16 protein-coding genes are annotated in these 19,316 nt (G+C 31.8%); 6 read left to right on the forward strand and 10 right to left on the reverse strand.

Translation table 11 applies throughout. The annotated features are described in order from the left end of the window. Positions 1-92: 92 nt before the first annotated feature. A complete protein-coding gene (lon, locus tag AC1Q5Z_RS06785) occupies positions 93-2,546 on the reverse strand; it encodes an endopeptidase La (protein WP_492444111.1) in 2,454 nt (817 codons plus the stop codon). Between the two features lie 247 nt (positions 2,547-2,793). Further along, positions 2,794-3,777 carry a DUF6252 domain-containing protein gene (locus AC1Q5Z_RS06790; RefSeq protein WP_492444112.1) on the reverse strand — a complete coding sequence of 328 codons (984 nt, stop codon included), beginning with the start codon at positions 3,775-3,777 and terminating at the stop codon, positions 2,794-2,796. Positions 3,778-3,944: 167 nt separating this feature from the next. Between AC1Q5Z_RS06790 and AC1Q5Z_RS06795 the strand changes: the two genes are divergently transcribed. From AC1Q5Z_RS06795 to AC1Q5Z_RS06810, 4 genes are read left to right on the forward strand one after another with little or no spacing between them, the layout of a single operon-like run. Continuing rightward, a complete protein-coding gene (locus tag AC1Q5Z_RS06795; protein WP_198855550.1) occupies positions 3,945-4,499 on the forward strand; it encodes an RNA polymerase sigma factor in 555 nt (184 codons plus the stop codon). Between the two features lie 14 nt (positions 4,500-4,513). Further along, complete coding sequence (locus tag AC1Q5Z_RS06800) at positions 4,514-5,047, forward strand: anti-sigma factor (protein ID WP_343589829.1); 534 nt, start codon at positions 4,514-4,516, stop codon at positions 5,045-5,047. Further along, positions 5,031-6,089, forward strand: a complete 1,059-nt coding sequence (locus tag AC1Q5Z_RS06805) for a hypothetical protein (RefSeq protein WP_343589831.1) — start codon at positions 5,031-5,033, stop codon at positions 6,087-6,089. Before AC1Q5Z_RS06800 ends, AC1Q5Z_RS06805 begins: the two co-directional genes overlap by 17 nt. Positions 6,090-6,108: 19 nt before the next feature. Further along, positions 6,109-6,828, forward strand: a complete 720-nt coding sequence (locus AC1Q5Z_RS06810) for a head GIN domain-containing protein (protein ID WP_492444113.1) — start codon at positions 6,109-6,111, stop codon at positions 6,826-6,828. Positions 6,829-6,921: 93 nt separating this feature from the next. On the opposite strand, the gene AC1Q5Z_RS06815 is transcribed toward AC1Q5Z_RS06810, so the two are convergent. From AC1Q5Z_RS06815 to AC1Q5Z_RS06840, 6 genes are all read right to left on the reverse strand, one after another. Then, entirely contained in the window at positions 6,922-8,247 is a 1,326-nt protein-coding gene (locus tag AC1Q5Z_RS06815) for an MFS transporter (protein ID WP_492444114.1), read from the reverse strand. Between the two features lie 143 nt (positions 8,248-8,390). Beyond that, complete coding sequence (locus AC1Q5Z_RS06820; protein WP_286968632.1) at positions 8,391-9,200, reverse strand: M48 family metallopeptidase; 810 nt, start codon at positions 9,198-9,200, stop codon at positions 8,391-8,393. Between the two features lie 84 nt (positions 9,201-9,284). After that, positions 9,285-11,684, reverse strand: a complete 2,400-nt coding sequence (locus AC1Q5Z_RS06825) for a glycoside hydrolase family 31 protein (RefSeq protein ID WP_492444115.1) — start codon at positions 11,682-11,684, stop codon at positions 9,285-9,287. A gap of 191 nt (positions 11,685-11,875) precedes the next feature. After that, positions 11,876-13,780, reverse strand: coding sequence for a 1,4-alpha-glucan branching protein GlgB (glgB, locus tag AC1Q5Z_RS06830; protein WP_492444116.1), 1,905 nt, complete (start codon positions 13,778-13,780; stop codon positions 11,876-11,878). Between the two features lie 69 nt (positions 13,781-13,849). Then, positions 13,850-15,130 (reverse strand): glucose-1-phosphate adenylyltransferase, encoded by a 1,281-nt coding sequence (locus AC1Q5Z_RS06835; protein ID WP_198855542.1) that lies wholly within the window; start codon positions 15,128-15,130, stop codon positions 13,850-13,852. Continuing rightward, on the reverse strand, positions 15,120-16,547 hold the full coding sequence (locus tag AC1Q5Z_RS06840) for a glycogen synthase (protein ID WP_198855541.1): 1,428 nt from the start codon (positions 16,545-16,547) through the stop codon (positions 15,120-15,122). The genes AC1Q5Z_RS06835 and AC1Q5Z_RS06840 overlap by 11 nt, the downstream gene beginning before the upstream one ends. A gap of 115 nt (positions 16,548-16,662) precedes the next feature. Here AC1Q5Z_RS06840 and AC1Q5Z_RS06845 point away from each other — a divergent pair, with 115 nt between their 5' ends. Next, positions 16,663-17,529: an alpha/beta hydrolase gene (locus AC1Q5Z_RS06845; RefSeq protein ID WP_492444117.1), complete on the forward strand. Its 867-nt coding sequence runs from the start codon at positions 16,663-16,665 to the stop codon at positions 17,527-17,529. A gap of 43 nt (positions 17,530-17,572) precedes the next feature. After that, a complete protein-coding gene (locus AC1Q5Z_RS06850; RefSeq protein WP_492444118.1) occupies positions 17,573-18,223 on the forward strand; it encodes an endonuclease III domain-containing protein in 651 nt (216 codons plus the stop codon). On the opposite strand, the gene AC1Q5Z_RS06855 is transcribed toward AC1Q5Z_RS06850, so the two are convergent. Both AC1Q5Z_RS06855 and AC1Q5Z_RS06860 read right to left on the reverse strand, forming a co-directional pair. Further along, positions 18,224-18,664 (reverse strand): nuclear transport factor 2 family protein, encoded by a 441-nt coding sequence (locus tag AC1Q5Z_RS06855; protein ID WP_492444119.1) that lies wholly within the window; start codon positions 18,662-18,664, stop codon positions 18,224-18,226. 7 nt (positions 18,665-18,671) lie between these two features. Further along, a complete protein-coding gene (locus tag AC1Q5Z_RS06860) occupies positions 18,672-19,124 on the reverse strand; it encodes a DUF1569 domain-containing protein (protein WP_198855537.1) in 453 nt (150 codons plus the stop codon). Positions 19,125-19,316 lie beyond the last annotated feature (192 nt).

Consider the following 19,316-nt stretch of genomic DNA (forward strand, 5'->3'; position numbering starts at 1 on the left):
TATATAACACTTAAATTAAAGTCAAATAAAAAAATTCCAAATCCCAATCGTTAAATTGGAATTTGGAATTTATATATCTAACTAAAAGATTTTTATTTTAATTCTTTAGCATTTTTTACTTTCTGATCTGTCAAAGCTAAAGCTAAAACTTCACTCATTTCTTTAACATAGTGAAAACTCAAACCTTCTAAGTATTCAGCTTTGATTTCATCGATATCGCTTTTGTTTTCGTGACAAAGAATAATTTCTTTAATTCCTGCTCTTTTGGCAGCTAAGATTTTTTCTTTAATACCGCCAACTGGCAATACTTTTCCTCGAAGCGTAATTTCCCCAGTCATAGCAAGGTTTTTCTTTACTTTTTTCTGAGTTAAAAGCGAAACTAATGAAGTAAGCATTGCAATACCAGCACTTGGTCCGTCTTTTGGAGTCGCTCCTTCTGGAACGTGTAAGTGAATGTTATATTTCTGGAAAAGTTCAGTGCTAATATCTAATTTCTTAGCATTTGCTTTTATATATTCTAATGCAATTGTAGCAGATTCTTTCATTACAGTTCCAAGATTTCCCGTAATGGTCAATGAACCTTTTCCTTCAGAAATTAAAGATTCAATAAACAGAATATCTCCTCCAACACTTGTCCAAGCTAAACCTGTTACAACACCAGCAACATCATTGTTTTCGTATTTATCACGCTCAAGTCTTGGCACTCCCAAAATTGCTACGATATCTTCATCAGTAACTTTTTTGTTATACTCCTCTTCCATGGCAACCGATTTTGCTGCATTTCTGATTACTTGAGCAATCTTAGTTTCTAAGTTACGAACACCAGATTCTCTTGTATAACCTTCTATGATTTTTTCTAATTGCTTTTTGCCAATAGTCAAATCTTTTACTGTTAAACCGTGAGCTTCTAATTGTTTTGGGAATAAATGTCTTTTGGCAATTTCAACCTTTTCTTCAATTGTATAGCCTGACATTTTTATTACTTCCATTCTGTCACGTAAAGCAGGTTGAATTGCTGCCATATTATTTGAAGTCGCAATAAACATAACTTTAGATAAATCGTATCCCATTTCAAGGAAATTATCATAAAAAGCACTGTTTTGCTCTGGATCTAAAACTTCTAATAAAGCCGAAGATGGATCTCCGCTATTTCCATTTGACAGTTTATCAATCTCATCTAAAATAAATACAGGATTTGATGTTCCTGCCTTTTTTAAACTCTGAATAATACGTCCAGGCATTGCTCCAATATAGGTTTTTCTGTGTCCGCGAATCTCCGCTTCATCACGTAAACCTCCTAAAGAAATACGAACATATTCACGTCCTAAAGCTTCTGCCACAGAACGCCCAATAGAAGTTTTACCAACTCCTGGAGGCCCTGTTAAACATATAATTGGCGATTTCATGTCATTTCGCAATTTTAAAACAGCCAAATGCTCGATCATTCTTTTCTTAACTTCATCAAGTCCAAAATGATCTTTATCTAAAATTTTCTGAGCATGTTTTAAATCGAATTTATCTTTAGAATATTCACCCCATGGCAATTCTAAAAACAATTCCAAATAATTTCTTTGAATTCCAAAATCAGGAGACTGCGGATTCATACGACGCATTTTAGACAATTCTTTTTCGAAATGTTTCTGCGTTTTTTCGTCCCATTTTTTTGTTTTAGCCTTTTGCCCCATTTCATCCATTTCCTCTTCCTGAGAAACACCTCCCAATTCTTCTTGAATGGTTTTCATTTGCTGGTGAAGGAAATATTCTCGTTGTTGCTGGTCTAAATCAAAACGAACTTTTGATTGAATATCGTTCTTCAATTCTAATTTTTGAAGTTCAACATTCATGTATCGCAAAGTCTCTAAAGCACGTTCTTTTAATCCATTTATCGATAAAAGGCCTTGTTTTTCTTTTACTGATAAATTCATGTTTGAAGATACAAAATTGATCAAAAACGACTGGCTTTCAATGTTTTTTATTGCAAATGTAGCTTCAGAAGGAATATTTGGACTTTCCTTAATAATTTGTATTGCTAATTCTTTTACAGAATCTAAAATTGCAGTAAATTCAGAATCATTTTCGTCTGGACGCTCCTCAGTAACTTCTTTAATAGTTGCTGTCATGTATGGTTCTTCAGAAACCACTTCGTCAATTTCAAAACGTTTTTTTCCTTGAAGGATAACTGTTACGTTTCCGTCAGGCATTTTTAAAACACGTAAAATACGTGCAACAGTTCCTACTTTATGAATATCATCTTTTGATGGATCTTCGTCTTCTTCGTTAATTTGAGATACAACACCGATGATTTTTCCACCTGCATTAGCGTCATTAATCAGTTTAATTGACTTATCTCTTCCTGCTGAAATTGGAATAACAACTCCTGGAAATAAAACAGTATTACGTAAAGGTAAAATTGGAAGCGAAACAGGAAGTTCTTCATTATTCATTTCCTCTTCGTCTTCTGGAGTCAACAATGGAATTAATTCTGCCTCTGAGTCAAATTCTTGAAGTGACAGATTGTCAATAGTAAGTATTTTATGGTTTGACATAATAATATATAAGTCGTTTTGTCATTAAAAGTTTAATACAACTTGCAATTAACGTTTAAAATTCATTTTTTTCTAATAAAAACAGACTATACGCTTAATTTGCAAGATATATTATTAAAACAGACAATCACTATGCCAAGAATGGAAGATATGATATCTATTTAATTAGCCAAACTAATAAAATCAAATTGCATTACCAAAAAAAATCCGCACAAGGCGGATTAAATTTGTAGATAGTCTCTTTGCTCTAAATCTTTATATCTATACTAAAAGAGCCTGTAATAGTCTTTTCATCATCTGTAGTGAAATTATGAACGACAAAATTAAAAGTCCCTTCCATTTTTTCTGCTGTTTTTGAGGTTATTGTAAGTGACCCTGATTTAGAATTATACAAAAGGTCATTTGTTCTGTAAGAAGCGCCAATAACATTTACAAGCTCGCCTTCTTCAACTGATAAATTGCTTGAAGCTTCATAGGTTCCAACAGAATATGATTTATTAATCATTAAACCGACGCTAGAATTATCATTGTTGTTTTTACCTACTATACTATAATACGGATTACTGCCGCTAGCAGTTACACTACTTACATCAACTTTATTGTTTGTATAATCAACTCCGTCTATTTTTGCTTTCAAAACATCATCAGAATCTTCAGCAGGAATATCATCTATATAAGGTATATTTTCAAAATTACCTTTTGTAATAACTTTTATCGCAGTTGAACCATCTTCTGTATCACTAAATCCAGTAAACTGAAATGTGCCAGAAATTGTTTTTTTAGTTTTATTTACTCCAGTGATTTTAATGATTGCAGTATCTGTATAATTCTGTACGCCTAAAAATGCCGCGTCTTCATTTGAGGCACTAACAAATGCATATCCATCTACTCCTTGAACATAAGCTAAAACAAATTTTTCTGCATTTTCTTGGTTTTCTGCCCATGTATATGTTCCTACTTTATTACTAGGCAAAATTATTTGAATTAAATCTCCTTTTGACGATCTAGTCCCTGCTATTAATACATAGTCATCAGTTACAACAGCAGTTGTAGTATTTGCAACAAATTCTTCGTCTCCAATTTTGGCACTAAAAATGGCTTTTTCGCCTGCACTTTCATTTCCATTGTTTTCAGAGTTTGAAAAATCCAGGCCACTATCAAAATCTTGATTACAAGAGCTTAAAAAGCCGATTGTGGAAATTAAAATAAACAAAAAATATTTTTTTTTCATAGCTATTCGTTTTATCTGCAAATATAGATTTTATAAAATGAAATAAAAATCCTACTCTCTATTATTATCAAAATTATCAACTCATTTCAAAAAAAATAAAATTAATTTTATAAAAGTGTAACAAACCAAAAAAAGCACAGTCATTACTAAAAACCAAAAGCCACTACTTGAATATAAACAACCAAAATATCGAAGAACTAATTGCGCTTTGTAAAGACAACAATCAAAAAGCGCAATTTGAAATATACAATCGCTATTGTAAAGCGATGTATAATGTGGCTTTTCGTATTGTAAAAGACGAACATTTTGCACAAGACGTCATGCAGGAAGGTTTCTTAAAAGCTTTTACAAAAATCAATGACTATAAACAAGAAGTGGCTTTTGGCGCATGGTTAAAAAAAATAATCATCAATTATAGCATCGATTTTTACAAGAAAAACAACTCTTTTCAGGTAGAAGATTTAAGTAAACAACTTTATAAAATTGAAGAAAATGATGGAATTATTTCTGAAAACATTGACTTGAACTCACTTAAAGTAAAACAAGTTTTAGATACCATTTTACAGCTGAAAGATAATTACAGAATGGTATTGACGCTTTTTTACATTGAAGGTTATGATCAAGAAGAAATCTGCGAAATTTTAAACATCACATATGCAAATTGCAGAACAACCTTGAGCAGAGCCAAAGACAGTTTGAGAAAAAAATTGGAAGAGATATAAAATGAATTGGAATTATGAAAAATGAAAAAGACAATTTAGACGAATTATTCAACAGATTTGAAAACCAATGGGATATTCAGGAATTAAATTCTGATCATCAGGTCGATTTTCTACAAAAATTAAATAAAAAAGAGCCTAAGAAAAGATATTGGTTCGCAACTGCTATTGTCGCTTCGATCGTATTGATGCTTGGAGTATCGCTTTTTTATAAAAATGAAAAACCAAAAGAATTCAAATTTGCTTCTAAAGAAACTAAACGCACCGATTCTATTTTCAATATTCTAATTGACAACGAACTGGTTAAACTGAAAGAGAAAAATTCGCCAGAAAATCAGCAGATTATTAATGATGCGATGAATCAGATGAAAACTTTTGATGCTGATTATCAAAAAATTATAAATGAACTGCAAAAAAATGGTGAGAACAAACAAATTATATATGCCATGATTAGCAATCTTCAAACGCGTATTTCTTTTTTGCAAACCGTTCTGAAAAGAATTGAAGACAACGAAAAACTAAAAAACAACTCTAATGAAAAAACACTATAACTTACTAATCTTGTTTCTTTTGATTCCTTTATTAGGGTTTTCAAACGATGACACTTATATCACTAAACAAAAAAACATCAAAAAAACTTATATCGTCAATTCAAATGCAGGAATAGATGTTGACAACAAATACGGAAGCATAACGGTTACAACTTGGGACGAAGACAAAATTGATTTGGATATTACTATAAAAGTAAATGGACCAAATGAAAATTGGGTAAATGAACGTTTAAATAGTATAGACGTTGATATTACTGCTCTTAAGGGATTGGTTTCTGCTTTGACAAAACTTGGAAGCTCTAATGTTAAAAGTAAAGGAAGTAATAATAGTTTTGAGATCAATTATGTGATTAAAATTCCAAAAAATGGATCTATGAAATTGGTCAATAAATACGGTAATATTTCGGTTCCAAATGCAGAATCTTCTACAGATATTGACTGCAAGTACGGAAAAGTTGCTTTAGGCAAACTAAACGGATCAAACAATCAAATCTCTATTCAATATTGCCAAAATTCAAGTATAGATTACATTAAAACAGGAAATATTGATGCTCGATATTCTAATCTTAAGATTAATGATTCTGGCAATTTGAATCTAAGTGCAAACTATACAGATGTTAATCTAAATGATGGTCAGAATATTAAAGCTGATTGCAGCTATGGAACTTTTAAATTTCAAAAAATCAATTCTTTGAGTGGTTCAGGAAACTATTTGACTTTTATTATTGGAGAAATTTCAAGCAACTTTAGTTACGATACCAATTACAGTAAAATCAGTATCGGAACAGTAACAGAAAAAGCTGGAAATATCACAATAAACTCAGGATATACAGACATTACAATTGGTTATGTTCCCAATTATGCTTTTGATTTTGATATTTCTGCAAGATATTCAAACATTAAACATGATAATTCATTAGAAGTTTCTGTTACTGAGATTAAAAGCAACAACAAAAGAATTGCAGGTTTCTACAAGAAAAAAGGTCAGAATAAAATCAATATAAATTCGAACTACGGAAATATTTCGCTAACAAAAAATTAATCATCTAAAAATCAAAACAATGAAAAAATCAATTTTATTATTAGCGCTAGCTATTTTTTTTACAAATAGCACAGTTAATGCACAAAACAAAGTACAAGGTAACGGAAAGATAGTTACTGAAACAAGATCTACTGGAGATTACGATGGTATTAAAGTAGCAGGTTCTTTTGATGTGGACTTAGTGTCTGGAAAAGAGGGGAAAATCACTATCAAAGGAGAAGAAAATTTATTAGCTGTTATCAAAGTCGAAGTTGAAGAAAATTCATTAAAAATTTATGTGGAGAAAGGTACTCAAATACGTACAAGTTCAGGTAAAATTCAAGTTACCGTTCCATTTGAAAAAATCTCTGAATTAAGCTTAGCAGGATCTGGTGATATTCAATCAAAAGATGTGATCAAAAATGATAAGTTTTCAATCAAATTATCTGGCTCTGGAAATTTTACTTTACCGGTTGATACCAATAATTTAGAACTGAACGTAAGCGGATCAGGAAATGTACGTTTAAAAGGAACTGCTACTAATTTCTCAGCTAAACTTTCTGGTTCTGGAGATATTAATGCTGCCGATTTAAAATCGAAGGTTGTTGAGGCTAATGTTTCGGGATCTGGAAACAGTAAAGTTGCTTGCGACGAAAGCTTAACGGCTAGAGTTTCTGGTTCTGGAAATATTAGATATGTTGGAAATCCTGAAAAAAAAGATACTAAAGTTTCTGGATCAGGAACTATTTCAAAAAGCTAACTATTCAAAAAAATATCACGAGTTACAAAAAAAATCATCAATCAAAATAATCCTTGCAATTCGTGATATTGGTTTTATAAAAAGGCGTTTCAATTAGTTTGAAACGTCTTTTTTATGTACTCTTCTTAACAGAAATATTGATGAAACGAAGAAAATTGCCAAAATTACAATTGCAGCACGCGGACTTCCTGTAATTTGATCGATAATTCCGTAAACACACATTCCTATCACGATTCCTATTTTTTCTGCAACATCATAGAAACTAAAAAACGATGCTGTATCTTCGGTATCTGGCAATAATTTCGAATAGGTTGAGCGAGATAATGCTTGTATTCCTCCCATTACAAATCCGGCGATAGTAGCCATGACATAGAAATGGGTTGGCAAAGTAATAAAATACGCAAGCGCACAAAATACTGCCCAAATACCATTAATAAATATTAAGGTTGGAACGTTTCCGAATTTCTCTGAAGCCCTAGAAGTTAATATAGCTCCAACAACAGCAACTAACTGAATGATTAATATACAAACAATTAAACCAATTGTACTTTGTTCTTTGCTTTCCCACTGTATTTCTTGTGCGCCAAAATAAGTAGCGACCAACATTACCGTTTGAACTGCCATACTAGAAACGAAGAAACCTCCCAAATATCGTTTCAAAGGAATATTTTCCTGTAATAACGCCCAAACCTTTTTTAATTCTTTGAAACCATTAAATACAACAGATTTTGTTAATTTTTGGCCCGATTCTTTACTCCCTTTTGGCAAATAATAATAAGTGTACTGGCTAAATAAAATCCACCATACTCCAACCATTACAAAAGAATAACGCATGGCTTTCATTGCTGCTTCACCATCTGTTCCTGAAATACCAAAAAGTTTTGGTTTCATAATCATGGCCAAATTGATGATCAACAAAATAACACTTCCAATATACCCTAAAGAATAACCTTTTGCACTAATTCTGTCCTGCTGTTCCTCAAAAGCAATATCTGGAAGATATGAGTTATAGAAAACTAAACTTCCCCAATAACCTAGCAATCCAAGGAAATAAAACAAAAGTCCAACATAAATATTTTCTAAGTCAAACCAATATAATCCCATGCAAGATAAAGCTCCTACGTAACAAAAGAACTTCATAAATGACTTTTTGTTTCCAACGTAATCTGCGATTCCTGATAATAATGGAGAAATAAACGAAACCACCATAAAAGCAAAAGCTGTAATAAAACTAATTAAAGCTGAATTTTTAAGATGCATTCCGAAAACATCGATGTAATGATCGCGATCACTGAATAAAGCTTCGTAAAAAATTGGAAAAACAGCAGAAGCAATTGTCAAAGTATAAACAGAGTTTGCCCAATCATAAAATGCCCAAGCATTTAAAAGCTTCTTATCTCCTTTTTGTAGGTTTTTCATAGAAATGGTTTTGTTAATAGGCTACGAATTTATCTAATTTTTATCATAATCAGATAGAAATTATCCAATTCGTTCATTAATAAATTATAAACAAAAAAGCTATTCGTTATGAATAGCTTTTCTTGATGTTCAAAAAATATATTTTATTTAATAGTTCCTACTTTTAGCGCAATTGCTTTTGCTTCTGGAATTAAAGCTTTAATATTTGCAATCCTTGTAGCATCAGAAGGGTGAGTACTCATGAATTCTGGAGTCGAAGAACCGCCTGATTTTGCCGACATTCTTGTCCAAAATGCAACTGCATCATCAGGATTATAGCCTGCAATTGCCATCAATGTCAAACCAATTTTATCTGCTTCGCTTTCGTTGCTTCTGCTAAAAGGAAGCATTACTCCTACCTCAGTTCCCATTCCATAAGCTTGTGAAAATATTTCTCTTGTTTGTGCAGATTTATTTGTTGTAGCAGCATCTAAAACGGCTCCTCCAATTTGCTGAAGTTGCGCAGCGCTCATTCTTTGTGCTCCGTGATTGGCTAAAGCGTGCGAAACCTCGTGCCCCATAACTGTTGCCAAACCAGATTCATTTTGTGTAACAGGTAATATCCCTGAATAAACCACAATTTTACCTCCTGGCAAACACCAAGCATTAACTTCTTTATTATCAACCAATTTATATTCCCAGCGATAATCTTTTAAATACTGTGACTGTCCTAAATATGTTAGATACTTTTCGGCAGCAGCCTTAATTTTAAATCCAACATTTTCAACAAGTTTTGCATCTGCCGTTCCTGTAATAACTTTATTTTCAGACAAAAAAGTACTGTATTGCTGAAAAGAAGTTGGAAACAATTCGCTGTTTGAAACAAAATTCAAATTTTGTTTTCCAGTAATTGGATTTGTCGCGCAAGCCATAACAAGCGCCCCAAAAACCCCTAAAAACATATATTTTTTCATAATTCGAGCTATTTTTATAACAAAAATACGATTAAAAAAAATAAAATATTTTATACATTAAAATAAAAAAATATCAAAATTTAACTATTCGCCAACAATATGAAGTTCATTAAACTCTTTATCAACTATTAAGAAATTATTTTGCTCAAAACTAATTTTGTCAAATTCAATCTTTTCGTTGTCAATTTCTATTTCTGCAACTTTAAAAGGCAATCCGATAAGATTGATTTTATATTTAGTGTAAGGAGTTATATACTTCCCTTCTTTATGAAGTTGAATAATCAATTCCTTTTCTTTTCCAACATTTCGTAACGACAAATAACTGTAACGTCCTTTTTTGTAATCGTAACCATCTTGAGCATCTTCATATACAGCCGACTGTTCTTTACCGTTTTTATAGTAAACATCCAACGTTAATTCATCAAATTCTAATTCGCCTACATACTGTTGAACAGGATATTTTGGAATAATTGCTCCAGCTTTTACAAAGACAGGAATCTCATCAAATTTGGTATCAATCCAAATTTCTCTTCCTCCGACAAACAATTCATTTGTCCAATAGTTATACCATTCACCTCTAGGAATATACATACGTCTACCTACAGCATTAGGTTCAAGTATAGGGCAGACTAAAATCTGGTTTCCAAAGATAAACTCGTCGTTGCGATAATGTGTTTGCGTATCATCTTGATCATAATAAACCAGTGGTTTTAGCATAGGAACTCCCTCTTCAATATATTGCCAAAACATAGTGTACAAATAAGGCAGTAATTGGTAACGAAGACTCACAAATTTTCTAGTAATATTAATTACTTCTTCATCAAAAGCCCAAGGTTCTTGATTTCCGTGATCTCCAGAAGAATGAGTTCTGCAGAAAGGGTGAAAAACACCTAATTGAATCCAACGTGCGTACAATTCTCCTGTTGGCTGTTCGGCAAAGCCACCAATATCTGAGCCTGTAAATCCCATTCCAGAAATAGATAATCTCTGAACCTGAATATTTGCAATCCATAAATGTTCCCAAGTGGCTACATTATCCCCAGTCCATGATGATGTATAGCGCTGCGCGCCAGCATAAGCCGATCTTGTAATGACAAACGGACGTTTTGGATATGCAAATCGCTTTACACCATGATAAGTGGCTCTCGCCATTTGAGTTCCATAAATATTATGAGCTTTTCTATGGCTACAAGGATTTCCATCGTAAACATGACGAACATCCATCGGAAATGTTTTATTAGGAACCTCCATAACAGCTGGTTCATTCATATCATTCCAAACTCCTTTTACTCCAATTTCTGCAATTAATTCTTTAAATAAACCAGCCCACCATTCTCTAACTATGGGATTTGTATAATCAGGAAAATTACATTCTCCTGGCCAAACTTTTCCTTTCATATAAGGACCGTCGGCTCTTTTACAGAAATAATCTTTTTCTAAAGCTTCTTTATAAACCCAGTAATCTTTATCAATTTTAATTCCTGGATCAATAATTACAATAGTTTTAAAACCATCTTCTGCTAATTCAGAAACCATTCTTTTTGGATCGCGAAAATAGTTTTTATTCCAAGTAAAGCATCTAAACCCATCCATATAATCGATATCCAAATAAATGGCATCACAAGGAATCTGAAGCTCTCTAAATTTTGATGTAATTTCTTTAACCTTGCTTTCAGGATAATAACTCCATTTGCATTGATGGTATCCTAAAACCCAAAGTGGCGGTAATTCTGGTTTACCTGTTAAATCGGTATAAGTGGTAACAACGTCCTGCATTTGAGGACCATAAACAAAATAATAGTTCATTTCGCCACCTTCAGCCCAGAAACTAGTAACATTTCTTCTTTCTTGACAAAAATCAAAGAAAGTTCTGAAAGTATTATCGAAAAATATACCATAAGACTGTTTGTTATGAAGTCCAATATAAAAAGGAACCACTTTATATAACGGTTCTTGATCTTTCTGGTAAGCATATTGATCTGTAGCAAAATTTTCTACTCTTTTGCCTTTAAGATTCATTTGAGTGGCTTTATCGCCTAAACCGTAATAACATTCGCCATCTTTAGCGAATTTGCTCATTTTTACAATATTCCCGCCATATTCGTAGCTTTCTTCCCAATGAAAACCAAGTTCATCTTCAAGAATTAGAAAATCATTTAAATCGTAAATCGCAAGACGAAGATCTGCTTTCTGAATTTTACATTTAACTTTACTAGTTCTAATTTGAAAGTAGGTTTCTTCTTCAGTAACTTCCAAAAAGTTGTAGCCATGAAGTTGTGTTTTATCAATGGCATATGAAAAATCGTTGCTGAAATAGCCTTTTGTAGTAAAACGAAATCGAATTAAACTATCACGAAGAATAGTAACTTTTAAAATTACCTTATTATCCGTATTAAAGAAAATAGAATCTCCTTCATGTTCATACGAGACAATTTTTGATGGATATAAATCGCCTTTGTATTCTAATGATGTGTTTGTAATCATATCTCCAATGAATTAATTTATAACATTTTCTTTCATTCAAACATACAAAAAAAGTCCGTAACACCCTATGAATAAAAGGTTTATTCACGAAAACGTTTTTTCTGAATGAGTTACAAATTACCAAACAAAAAATCAACAATTTGATAATTTTGAAACGATATAATAACAAAATCTTACTTCAAGATTTTAAATTAAACTAAAATATATACAGTAACACTCAAAGGCGGCAAAACTAGTTCGGCAGAAAAATCTCTTCCATCATACGATATTGAATCTATTTTTAGAATTTTAGAATTTTCTATACCACTTCCTCCATATATTTTGGCATCGCTATTAAAAATTTCTTGCAGTTTGCCTTTTCTAGGAATACCAATTCTATAATTTTCTCGAACAACTTGAGTAAAATTGCACACTACAATAATATTATCATCTGGATTATTTCCTTTTCGGATATAAGACAAAACAGCATTTTGATGATCGGAATAATTGATCCATTCAAAACCGTCTCCAGTAAATTGTTTCTCATACAAAGCAGGCTGTGATTTATACAATTGATTTAAATCGGTAATCAATCTCTTTATTCCAGAATGATAGTCATATTGTAACAAATGCCAGTCCAAACTTTGTTCGAAATTCCACTCCCCTGTTTGACCGAATTCAGCACCCATAAAGAGCAATTTTGTTCCAGGATGCGTAAACATGTAACCATACAACAATCTTAAATTTGCAAAACGTTGCCATTCGTCTCCAGGCATTTTATAAATCAGAGATTTTTTGCCATAAACCACTTCGTCATGAGAAAATGGAAGCATGAAATTTTCAGTAAACGCATATGTCATAGAAAAAGTCAATTCATTTTGGTGGTATTTTCTATAAACTGTCTCTTTCTCGAAATATTTTAAAGTATCATGCATCCAACCCATCATCCATTTCATTCCAAAACCTAAACCTCCAAAAGAAGTGGGTCTTGAAACCATAGGAAATGAAGTACTCTCTTCTGCAATAGTCTGAATACCATCAAAATTAGAATAGATTACTTCATTAAATTCTTTAAGAAAACTAATTGAGTCTAAATTTTCTCTCCCTCCAAAAATATTAGCTTCCCACTCACCATCTTTTCGAGAATAATCTAAATAAAGCATCGAAGCAACAGCATCAACACGAAGTCCATCAATGTGATAATTCTGAAGCCAAAAAACAGCATTACTTATTAAGAAAGCTCGAACTTCATTTCTTCCATAATTAAAAACTAAACTTTTCCAATCTGGATGATATCCTTTTCTTCTATCTGGATGTTCGTATAAATGCGAGCCGTCAAAAAATCCTAAACCATGCGCATCATCTGGAAAATGTGATGGAACCCAATCTAGAATTACACCAATTCCTTTCTGATGTAATTTATCTACCAAGACCATAAAATCTTGCGGTTTCCCAAAGCGAGAAGTTGGCGCAAAGTATCCTGTTAATTGATATCCCCATGAAGGATCGTAAGGATACTCCATAATTGGCATAAACTCAACATGTGTAAAACCAGTTTCCTTTACATATTTTACTAAATCATCTGCAAGTTCAAGATAAGTTAAAAATCGATTATGATCTCCTCGTTTCCAAGAACCTAAATGCACTTCATAAACCGAATAGGGTTTGTCTAGAGCATTAAAATCCTGACGATTTTGCATCCAATTATCATCTTTCCATTTATAATCCAAGTCCCAAACTACAGATGCCGTATGAGGCGGTTTTTCGCAATAACGTGCAAAGGGATCGGCTTTTTCGGTAACTACGCCATTTATATTAGATTGAATTTTGTATTTATAAAGTGCTCCTTTTGAAATATCTGGAATAAACCCTTCCCAAATTCCAGAAGAATCCCAGCGAACATTTAAACTATGTTCACCTTGTGTCCAATAATTAAAATCACCAATTACAGAAACAGCTTGAGCCGTTGGAGCCCAAACAGCAAAATAAACGCCTTTAACTCCGTTCACTTCAATTAAATGAGCTCCAAGTTTTTCATATAATCTGAAATGTTTCCCTGCTTTGAATAAATCTATATCAAAATCGGTAAAAAGAGAGTGTGCGATTGCTTTAGTCATATTTATTTTTTAAGACAATTGAAGGTGTTCCCGATAGCGATCGGAATTTTTATTGGAACTTAATTTAGATTATTCAATTCTAAAATTATCAGATAATGTTACTCCTTTTTTGACAACAACAATTCCGTCTTTTATGCTGTACAATTCATTAGTAAAATTGTCTAAATGCTTTCCTCCTGAAATATGCACATTGTTTCCAATACGAACATTTTTATCAACCAAAGCATTTTTGATATAACAATTCTCTCCTATACCAACATGAATTTTATTAATACTGCTTTCATGATTTAATTCTTCTAGATCCTGATAGAAATCATTACCCATTACGTAACAGTTCTCCAAAACAGTTCCTTCGCCAATTCTAGAACGAATACCAATTACAGAGCTTTTAATTTCTTTTGCATTAATAATACAGCCTTCAGAAATTAAAGATTGATTGATAATCGAATTTCTAAATTTAGAAGGAGGCAATAATCTTGGTCTAGTAAAGATTTTGTTTTCGTTATCAAATAAATTAAATTCTGGAATATCTGCAGTTAAACCAATATTTGCTTCAAAAAATGATTCTATATTCCCAATATCTGTCCAATATCCTTCATATTGATAACTTAAGATTTTATGCTTCCCAACAGCTTGCGGAATAATTTCTTTTCCAAAATCTTTCGTTTCTTGGTCAGCCATTAATTCTTCTAGCAATGGTTTATTGAAAATATAAATTCCCATCGAAGCAAGATACTTTTTCCCCTTTTCTTGCATTTGCTCACTCACTTCAGATTCCCATTCTGGCAATAAAGAAGCATGAGGTTTTTCTATAAACGCATGAATGTTGTTTTCATGATCTGTTTTAAGAATACCAAATTCTGGAGCATCTTTGGCATTTACTGGTAAAGTTGCAATAGAAATTTCAGCATCAGCTGCGATATGCGCTTCAAGCATTTCATTAAAATCCATTTGATACAACTGATCTCCAGAAAGAATTAAAGCGTGGTCAAAATCGTGCTTTAAAAAATGTGACATACATTGTCTTACTGCATCAGCAGTTCCCTGAAACCAAGTCGGATTATCAGGAGTTTGTTCTGCAGCTAAAATATCAACGAAAGATTGGCTAAAAATACTAAAATTAAAAGTGTTTTTAATATGAGCATTTAGAGATGCAGAATTAAATTGTGTCAATACAAATATTTTAAAAATATCAGAATTAATACAATTCGAAATCGGAATATCGACCAAACGGTACTTTCCTCCAATAGGAACTGCCGGCTTTGATCTTGTTTCTGTCAATGGAAATAAACGTGAACCCTGTCCACCTCCTAAAATAATGGCAACTACATTTTTCTTTTTAAATTTCATTTTGCTGAATTATTAAGTTGTATATTTCGATATATTCTTGGCAAACACTTTCCCAGGAATGATCTGCTGACATTCCTTTCGTTAAAACTTTATTGAAATTTATTTTATCCTCATACAACCTAACAGCACGATTTATTGAATAGCATATATCTGCTACCGAAGCCTGATCATGACAAATGCCATTTCCATCATCTCCAAAATCAACAACCGTGTCTCTTAACCCTCCAGTTCTTCTAACAATCGGAATAGTTCCGTAACGCATAGCATACATTTGATTTAACCCGCATGGTTCAACCCTAGAAGGCATTAAAATATAATCTGAACCTGCATAAATCAAATGCGCTAAATCTTCATTATAACCTATAAAAACATTGTAATTTCCTTTATAATCATTTCGCAGTTGAGTTAACTGTGATTCAATTTCCGCATTTCCTGAACCTAAAATCAAAATATTAATTTCTTCGAAATGTTCAGACAATGCCAAAGCAGAAGCATGCGGGAGCAAATCGCCTCCTTTTTCTTCAAACAATCGACCAATAAAACTAAATAATGGTTTTGACGGATCTAATTCAAATTCTTCGCATAGCTTTTCTTTATTTTTTCTTTTTCCCGTTTCAAAATCTTCAATCGAATAATTTTCGGCAATCATTTGATCTTTCATAGGATTCCAAACTTCGATGTCAATTCCGTTTAAAATTCCTTTCGATTTATTTCTTACAGAATTAAACAGTGATTCTAATCCATTTGCTGATATATTAATTTCATTCAAATAGCTTGGAGAAACAGTAGTTATGGCATTTGCACATTTAATGCCAACGGCCAATGAATTTATCGAATTGCTCCATTCTAAAAACCCAACATGTTTTAGATTAAATTCTGGCAAATAATATAATTTATCAAAACCAAACCACCCCTGATATAAACCATTATGAATAGTTATAGTTGTTTTTACATTCTTTAAACTTTCATATTTATAAGCAAACTGCAGCATAAACGGAATAACACCAGTATGATGATCATGGCAATTAACAATGTCTGGAATTGCACTTCTAGCGATTATCCAATCTAGTGTTGCTATCTGAAAAGACAAAAATCTTTCGATATCATCTTCATAACCATACACATTTGGTCTATTAAACAATTCATTAATTTCTATTAAATACAGTTCGAAACCCAATTTGTCTGTTGTCTCTTTTAAGACACTAAACGGGAAATTAAAATTTCCTAATTTAACATTACCCCAATGAACACACTCAAAATCATTTTCTTTTCTAAATTTAGTGTCATAACAAGGAATTACAACTCTAACATTATGACCGGCAGATTGTTGATATTTAGGCAACGCACCCACAACATCACCTAATCCGCCAACCTTTGCTACAGGATAACATTCTGCGCTAATATGAAATATTTCCATTTTAGAAATTAATTTATGATTATCATAAGAAGCAATAATTTATATACTACTTTTATGCTTTTTAAATTTAGCAAAAAAACAAGCAAAATCCTTCCCTAAAATAAGTTTTATTGAAATGGCAAAAAAGGCAATCAATCCTACTAAATCATTAAAAATTCCTAAGATTATTATAATATCTGCGAAAATTTGCGCTTTTATTTCTACAAAATTAGTTACAAAATTTGCTGCAAAGATTTTCACAACACCAATAAAACATAAAGTTCCTAAACGAGAATTAGAAATGGATGCCAAAAGCATTCAAGAATTAATTTATGTTCCAGCAATTGATAAAAGTGTTGTTACATATACTTATGGGCAAAGCGAACGTAAAGTATTATTAGTTCATGGTTGGTCTGGAAGAGGAACACAACTTTTTAAAATTGCAGACGAACTTTTAGCAAAAGGGTATTCCACAGTTAGCTTTGATGCGCCAGCACACGGAAAATCAAAAGGTAAAACAACAATAATGTCGGAGTTTATTGCTTCCGTTTTAGAAATAGAAAAGCAATTTGGACCTTTTGAAATTGCAATCGGACACTCTTTAGGTGGAATGTCTGTTCTAAATGCAATTAAAGACGGGCTTCAAGTAAAAAAGGCAGTAATTATAGGAAGTGGAGATATTGTTCAAGATATTTTAGATGAATTTACTTTTAAATTAGGTTTGCAAAAAGAAATCAGCAATCGTTTAAGAGATGCTTTTGAAGAAAAATACCAAGTAAAAATGGATGATTTTTCAGCTTACAGAGCAGCTCAAAAAATTAATATTCCTGTTTTAGTTATCCATGACAATGATGACCCTGAGGTATCTGTAAAAGCTGGTAAACACATTCACGAAAACCTTAAAAATGGAACTTTGTTTTTAACCGATGGATTGGGACATAGAAAAATACTTGGAAATCAAAATGTTATCAAAAAAATTCTAGAATTCATCAAAATCAATTAACTTTATAGATAACTATTTCAATATTACTTTAAAAGAGATTAAAATGGATCTATTTGGAGAAACATCAAACTGGGAAACTAAATTAAAACCCATTCTAAAAAAGTACAAAAACAAAAAACATCCATTAGATTATCAAAATCCATATCAATTATTGGTTATGGTTGTTTTATCTGCTCAAGATTCTGATGCCAATATTAACTCAATTTCACCAGCTTTGTTTGAAAAGTTCCCTACACTTAAAAGTTTATCAAAAGCTGATTTAGAAACTTTTTTACCTTTTATATCGAAAGTTCGAAATCACGGAACTAAAGCTCAATGGCTTTTAGATATTGCAACAACTATAAAAGAGGATAAGGATATTCCTCTAACAATGGCTGGATTAACAGCATTAAAAGGGATTGGTAGAAAATCTGCAAATGTAATTTTAAGAGAAACTGGCAAACCTGCAGAAGGAATTATTGCAGATTTACATGTAATACGAGTTGCTCCAAGAATTGGAATAATTAAAGAATCTAAAGATGGAAATAAAGTAGAAAAAGATTTAATGCAAGTTTTACCTAAAAATATTTGGTCAGAAATAGGAATGGCAATTTCCTTTTTAGGCCGTGAAATCTGCAGACCTAAACCAAAATGTCCAGAATGTCTTCTAAATGATATTTGCTTGTATTATAATACTGAAATCCTCAAAAATTAATTATTTTCTTCTTGTATCAATCAAATAAATAATTTTCCAAGAATCTTTCTCTTTAAACAAAGTAAAAGTATTCACACCAGAATGACTAAACTTATCATTCAAATAAAATTCATAAGGAGCCCAAACATGAGCCATTGATCCATCAATTTGAATATTATAACTTAATATTTTTTCTTGAAATTTCAAAGTTGTGGGAATTGATGCTATGGATTTGTAAAATTCATTTGCAGTTTCATTAGATAATTTATTCCCTTTTGCAGTGCTTTCGCTAATAGACTGCAATATCATTTTTTCAGAACAAACTAATTTTATTTTTATAGAATCTCTTTGATGAAATCCTTCGAAAAATGATTCAATACATTGCTGAACTTCTTTTTTTTGAGCATTGGCAGATAATCCAAAAAGAAGAAAAAAAACAACTATATAAACTTTCATAGCCATAAAATTATTAAACACCAAACTGAGAAAAATGATGATCTAAATGTTTGGCGAACATATTATTCCATTCTTTAGAAGATAATTTTCCAAAAGAAAGAGATTCCTTTCCTTCAAAATTATCTTTTCCTAATTCTAAAGTTTTATTGATATAAGCTATAAGTCTTTGTCTTTCAAGCTCAAAGTTACGATTACCATTTATAATAAATTGCGGAGCTGTTCGTATATTTTTTGGATAAGGAGTCTCATCTACTACTTTATCCTTAACAAATGATTTCAATAAAAATCTCATAAACGCATTTGGCTTCTTATGAATATCATCATACACCATTTCATACGTAACATTACAATGAGCTAACATCTGATCTACAGACATTTTACCCCAAAGCGGTTGTGTATCTGATTTAAGATGATTGATTCTCTTCACAAATTGGTCACAATCTTCTTTAAGAAAAACGTTTTGCATAATTTTTAAGTATTGTAGAATATAAGGAATAGAGAAGTAAAAATATAAAATTAATCTCTGATATCAATTTTATGCAAAAAAAAACTTCAATTAACAAAAGTCAATTGAAGTTTTCAGTACTCAGAGCGGGACTTGAACCCGCACGAACATTGCTGTTCACTGGATTTTAAGTCCAGCGTGTCTACCAATTTC

The sequence above is a fragment of the Flavobacterium sp. GW823-FHT06G12 genome, from assembly GCF_058794775.1.

Bases quoted from the DNA above. Each gene is read 5' to 3' on its own strand.
- AC1Q5Z_RS06790 (WP_492444112.1), bottom strand. From the start codon at position 3,777: ATGAAAAAAAAATATTTTTTGTTTATTTTAATTTCCACAATCGGCTTT.
- AC1Q5Z_RS06810 (WP_492444113.1), top strand. From the start codon at position 6,109: ATGAAAAAATCAATTTTATTATTAGCGCTAGCTATTTTTTTTACAAAT.
- lon (WP_492444111.1), bottom strand. From the start codon at position 2,546: ATGTCAAACCATAAAATACTTACTATTGACAATCTGTCACTTCAAGAA.
- AC1Q5Z_RS06860 (WP_198855537.1), bottom strand. From the start codon at position 19,124: ATGCAAAACGTTTTTCTTAAAGAAGATTGTGACCAATTTGTGAAGAGA.
- AC1Q5Z_RS06825 (WP_492444115.1), bottom strand. From the start codon at position 11,684: ATGATTACAAACACATCATTAGAATACAAAGGCGATTTATATCCATCA.
- AC1Q5Z_RS06820 (WP_286968632.1), bottom strand. From the start codon at position 9,200: ATGAAAAAATATATGTTTTTAGGGGTTTTTGGGGCGCTTGTTATGGCT.
- AC1Q5Z_RS06855 (WP_492444119.1), bottom strand. From the start codon at position 18,664: ATGGCTATGAAAGTTTATATAGTTGTTTTTTTTCTTCTTTTTGGATTA.
- AC1Q5Z_RS06835 (WP_198855542.1), bottom strand. From the start codon at position 15,130: ATGAAATTTAAAAAGAAAAATGTAGTTGCCATTATTTTAGGAGGTGGA.
- AC1Q5Z_RS06845 (WP_492444117.1), top strand. From the start codon at position 16,663: ATGGCAAAAAAGGCAATCAATCCTACTAAATCATTAAAAATTCCTAAG.
- AC1Q5Z_RS06805 (WP_343589831.1), top strand. From the start codon at position 5,031: ATGAAAAAACACTATAACTTACTAATCTTGTTTCTTTTGATTCCTTTA.
- glgB (WP_492444116.1), bottom strand. From the start codon at position 13,780: ATGACTAAAGCAATCGCACACTCTCTTTTTACCGATTTTGATATAGAT.
- AC1Q5Z_RS06800 (WP_343589829.1), top strand. From the start codon at position 4,514: ATGAAAAATGAAAAAGACAATTTAGACGAATTATTCAACAGATTTGAA.
- AC1Q5Z_RS06840 (WP_198855541.1), bottom strand. From the start codon at position 16,547: ATGGAAATATTTCATATTAGCGCAGAATGTTATCCTGTAGCAAAGGTT.
- AC1Q5Z_RS06815 (WP_492444114.1), bottom strand. From the start codon at position 8,247: ATGAAAAACCTACAAAAAGGAGATAAGAAGCTTTTAAATGCTTGGGCA.
- AC1Q5Z_RS06850 (WP_492444118.1), top strand. From the start codon at position 17,573: ATGGATCTATTTGGAGAAACATCAAACTGGGAAACTAAATTAAAACCC.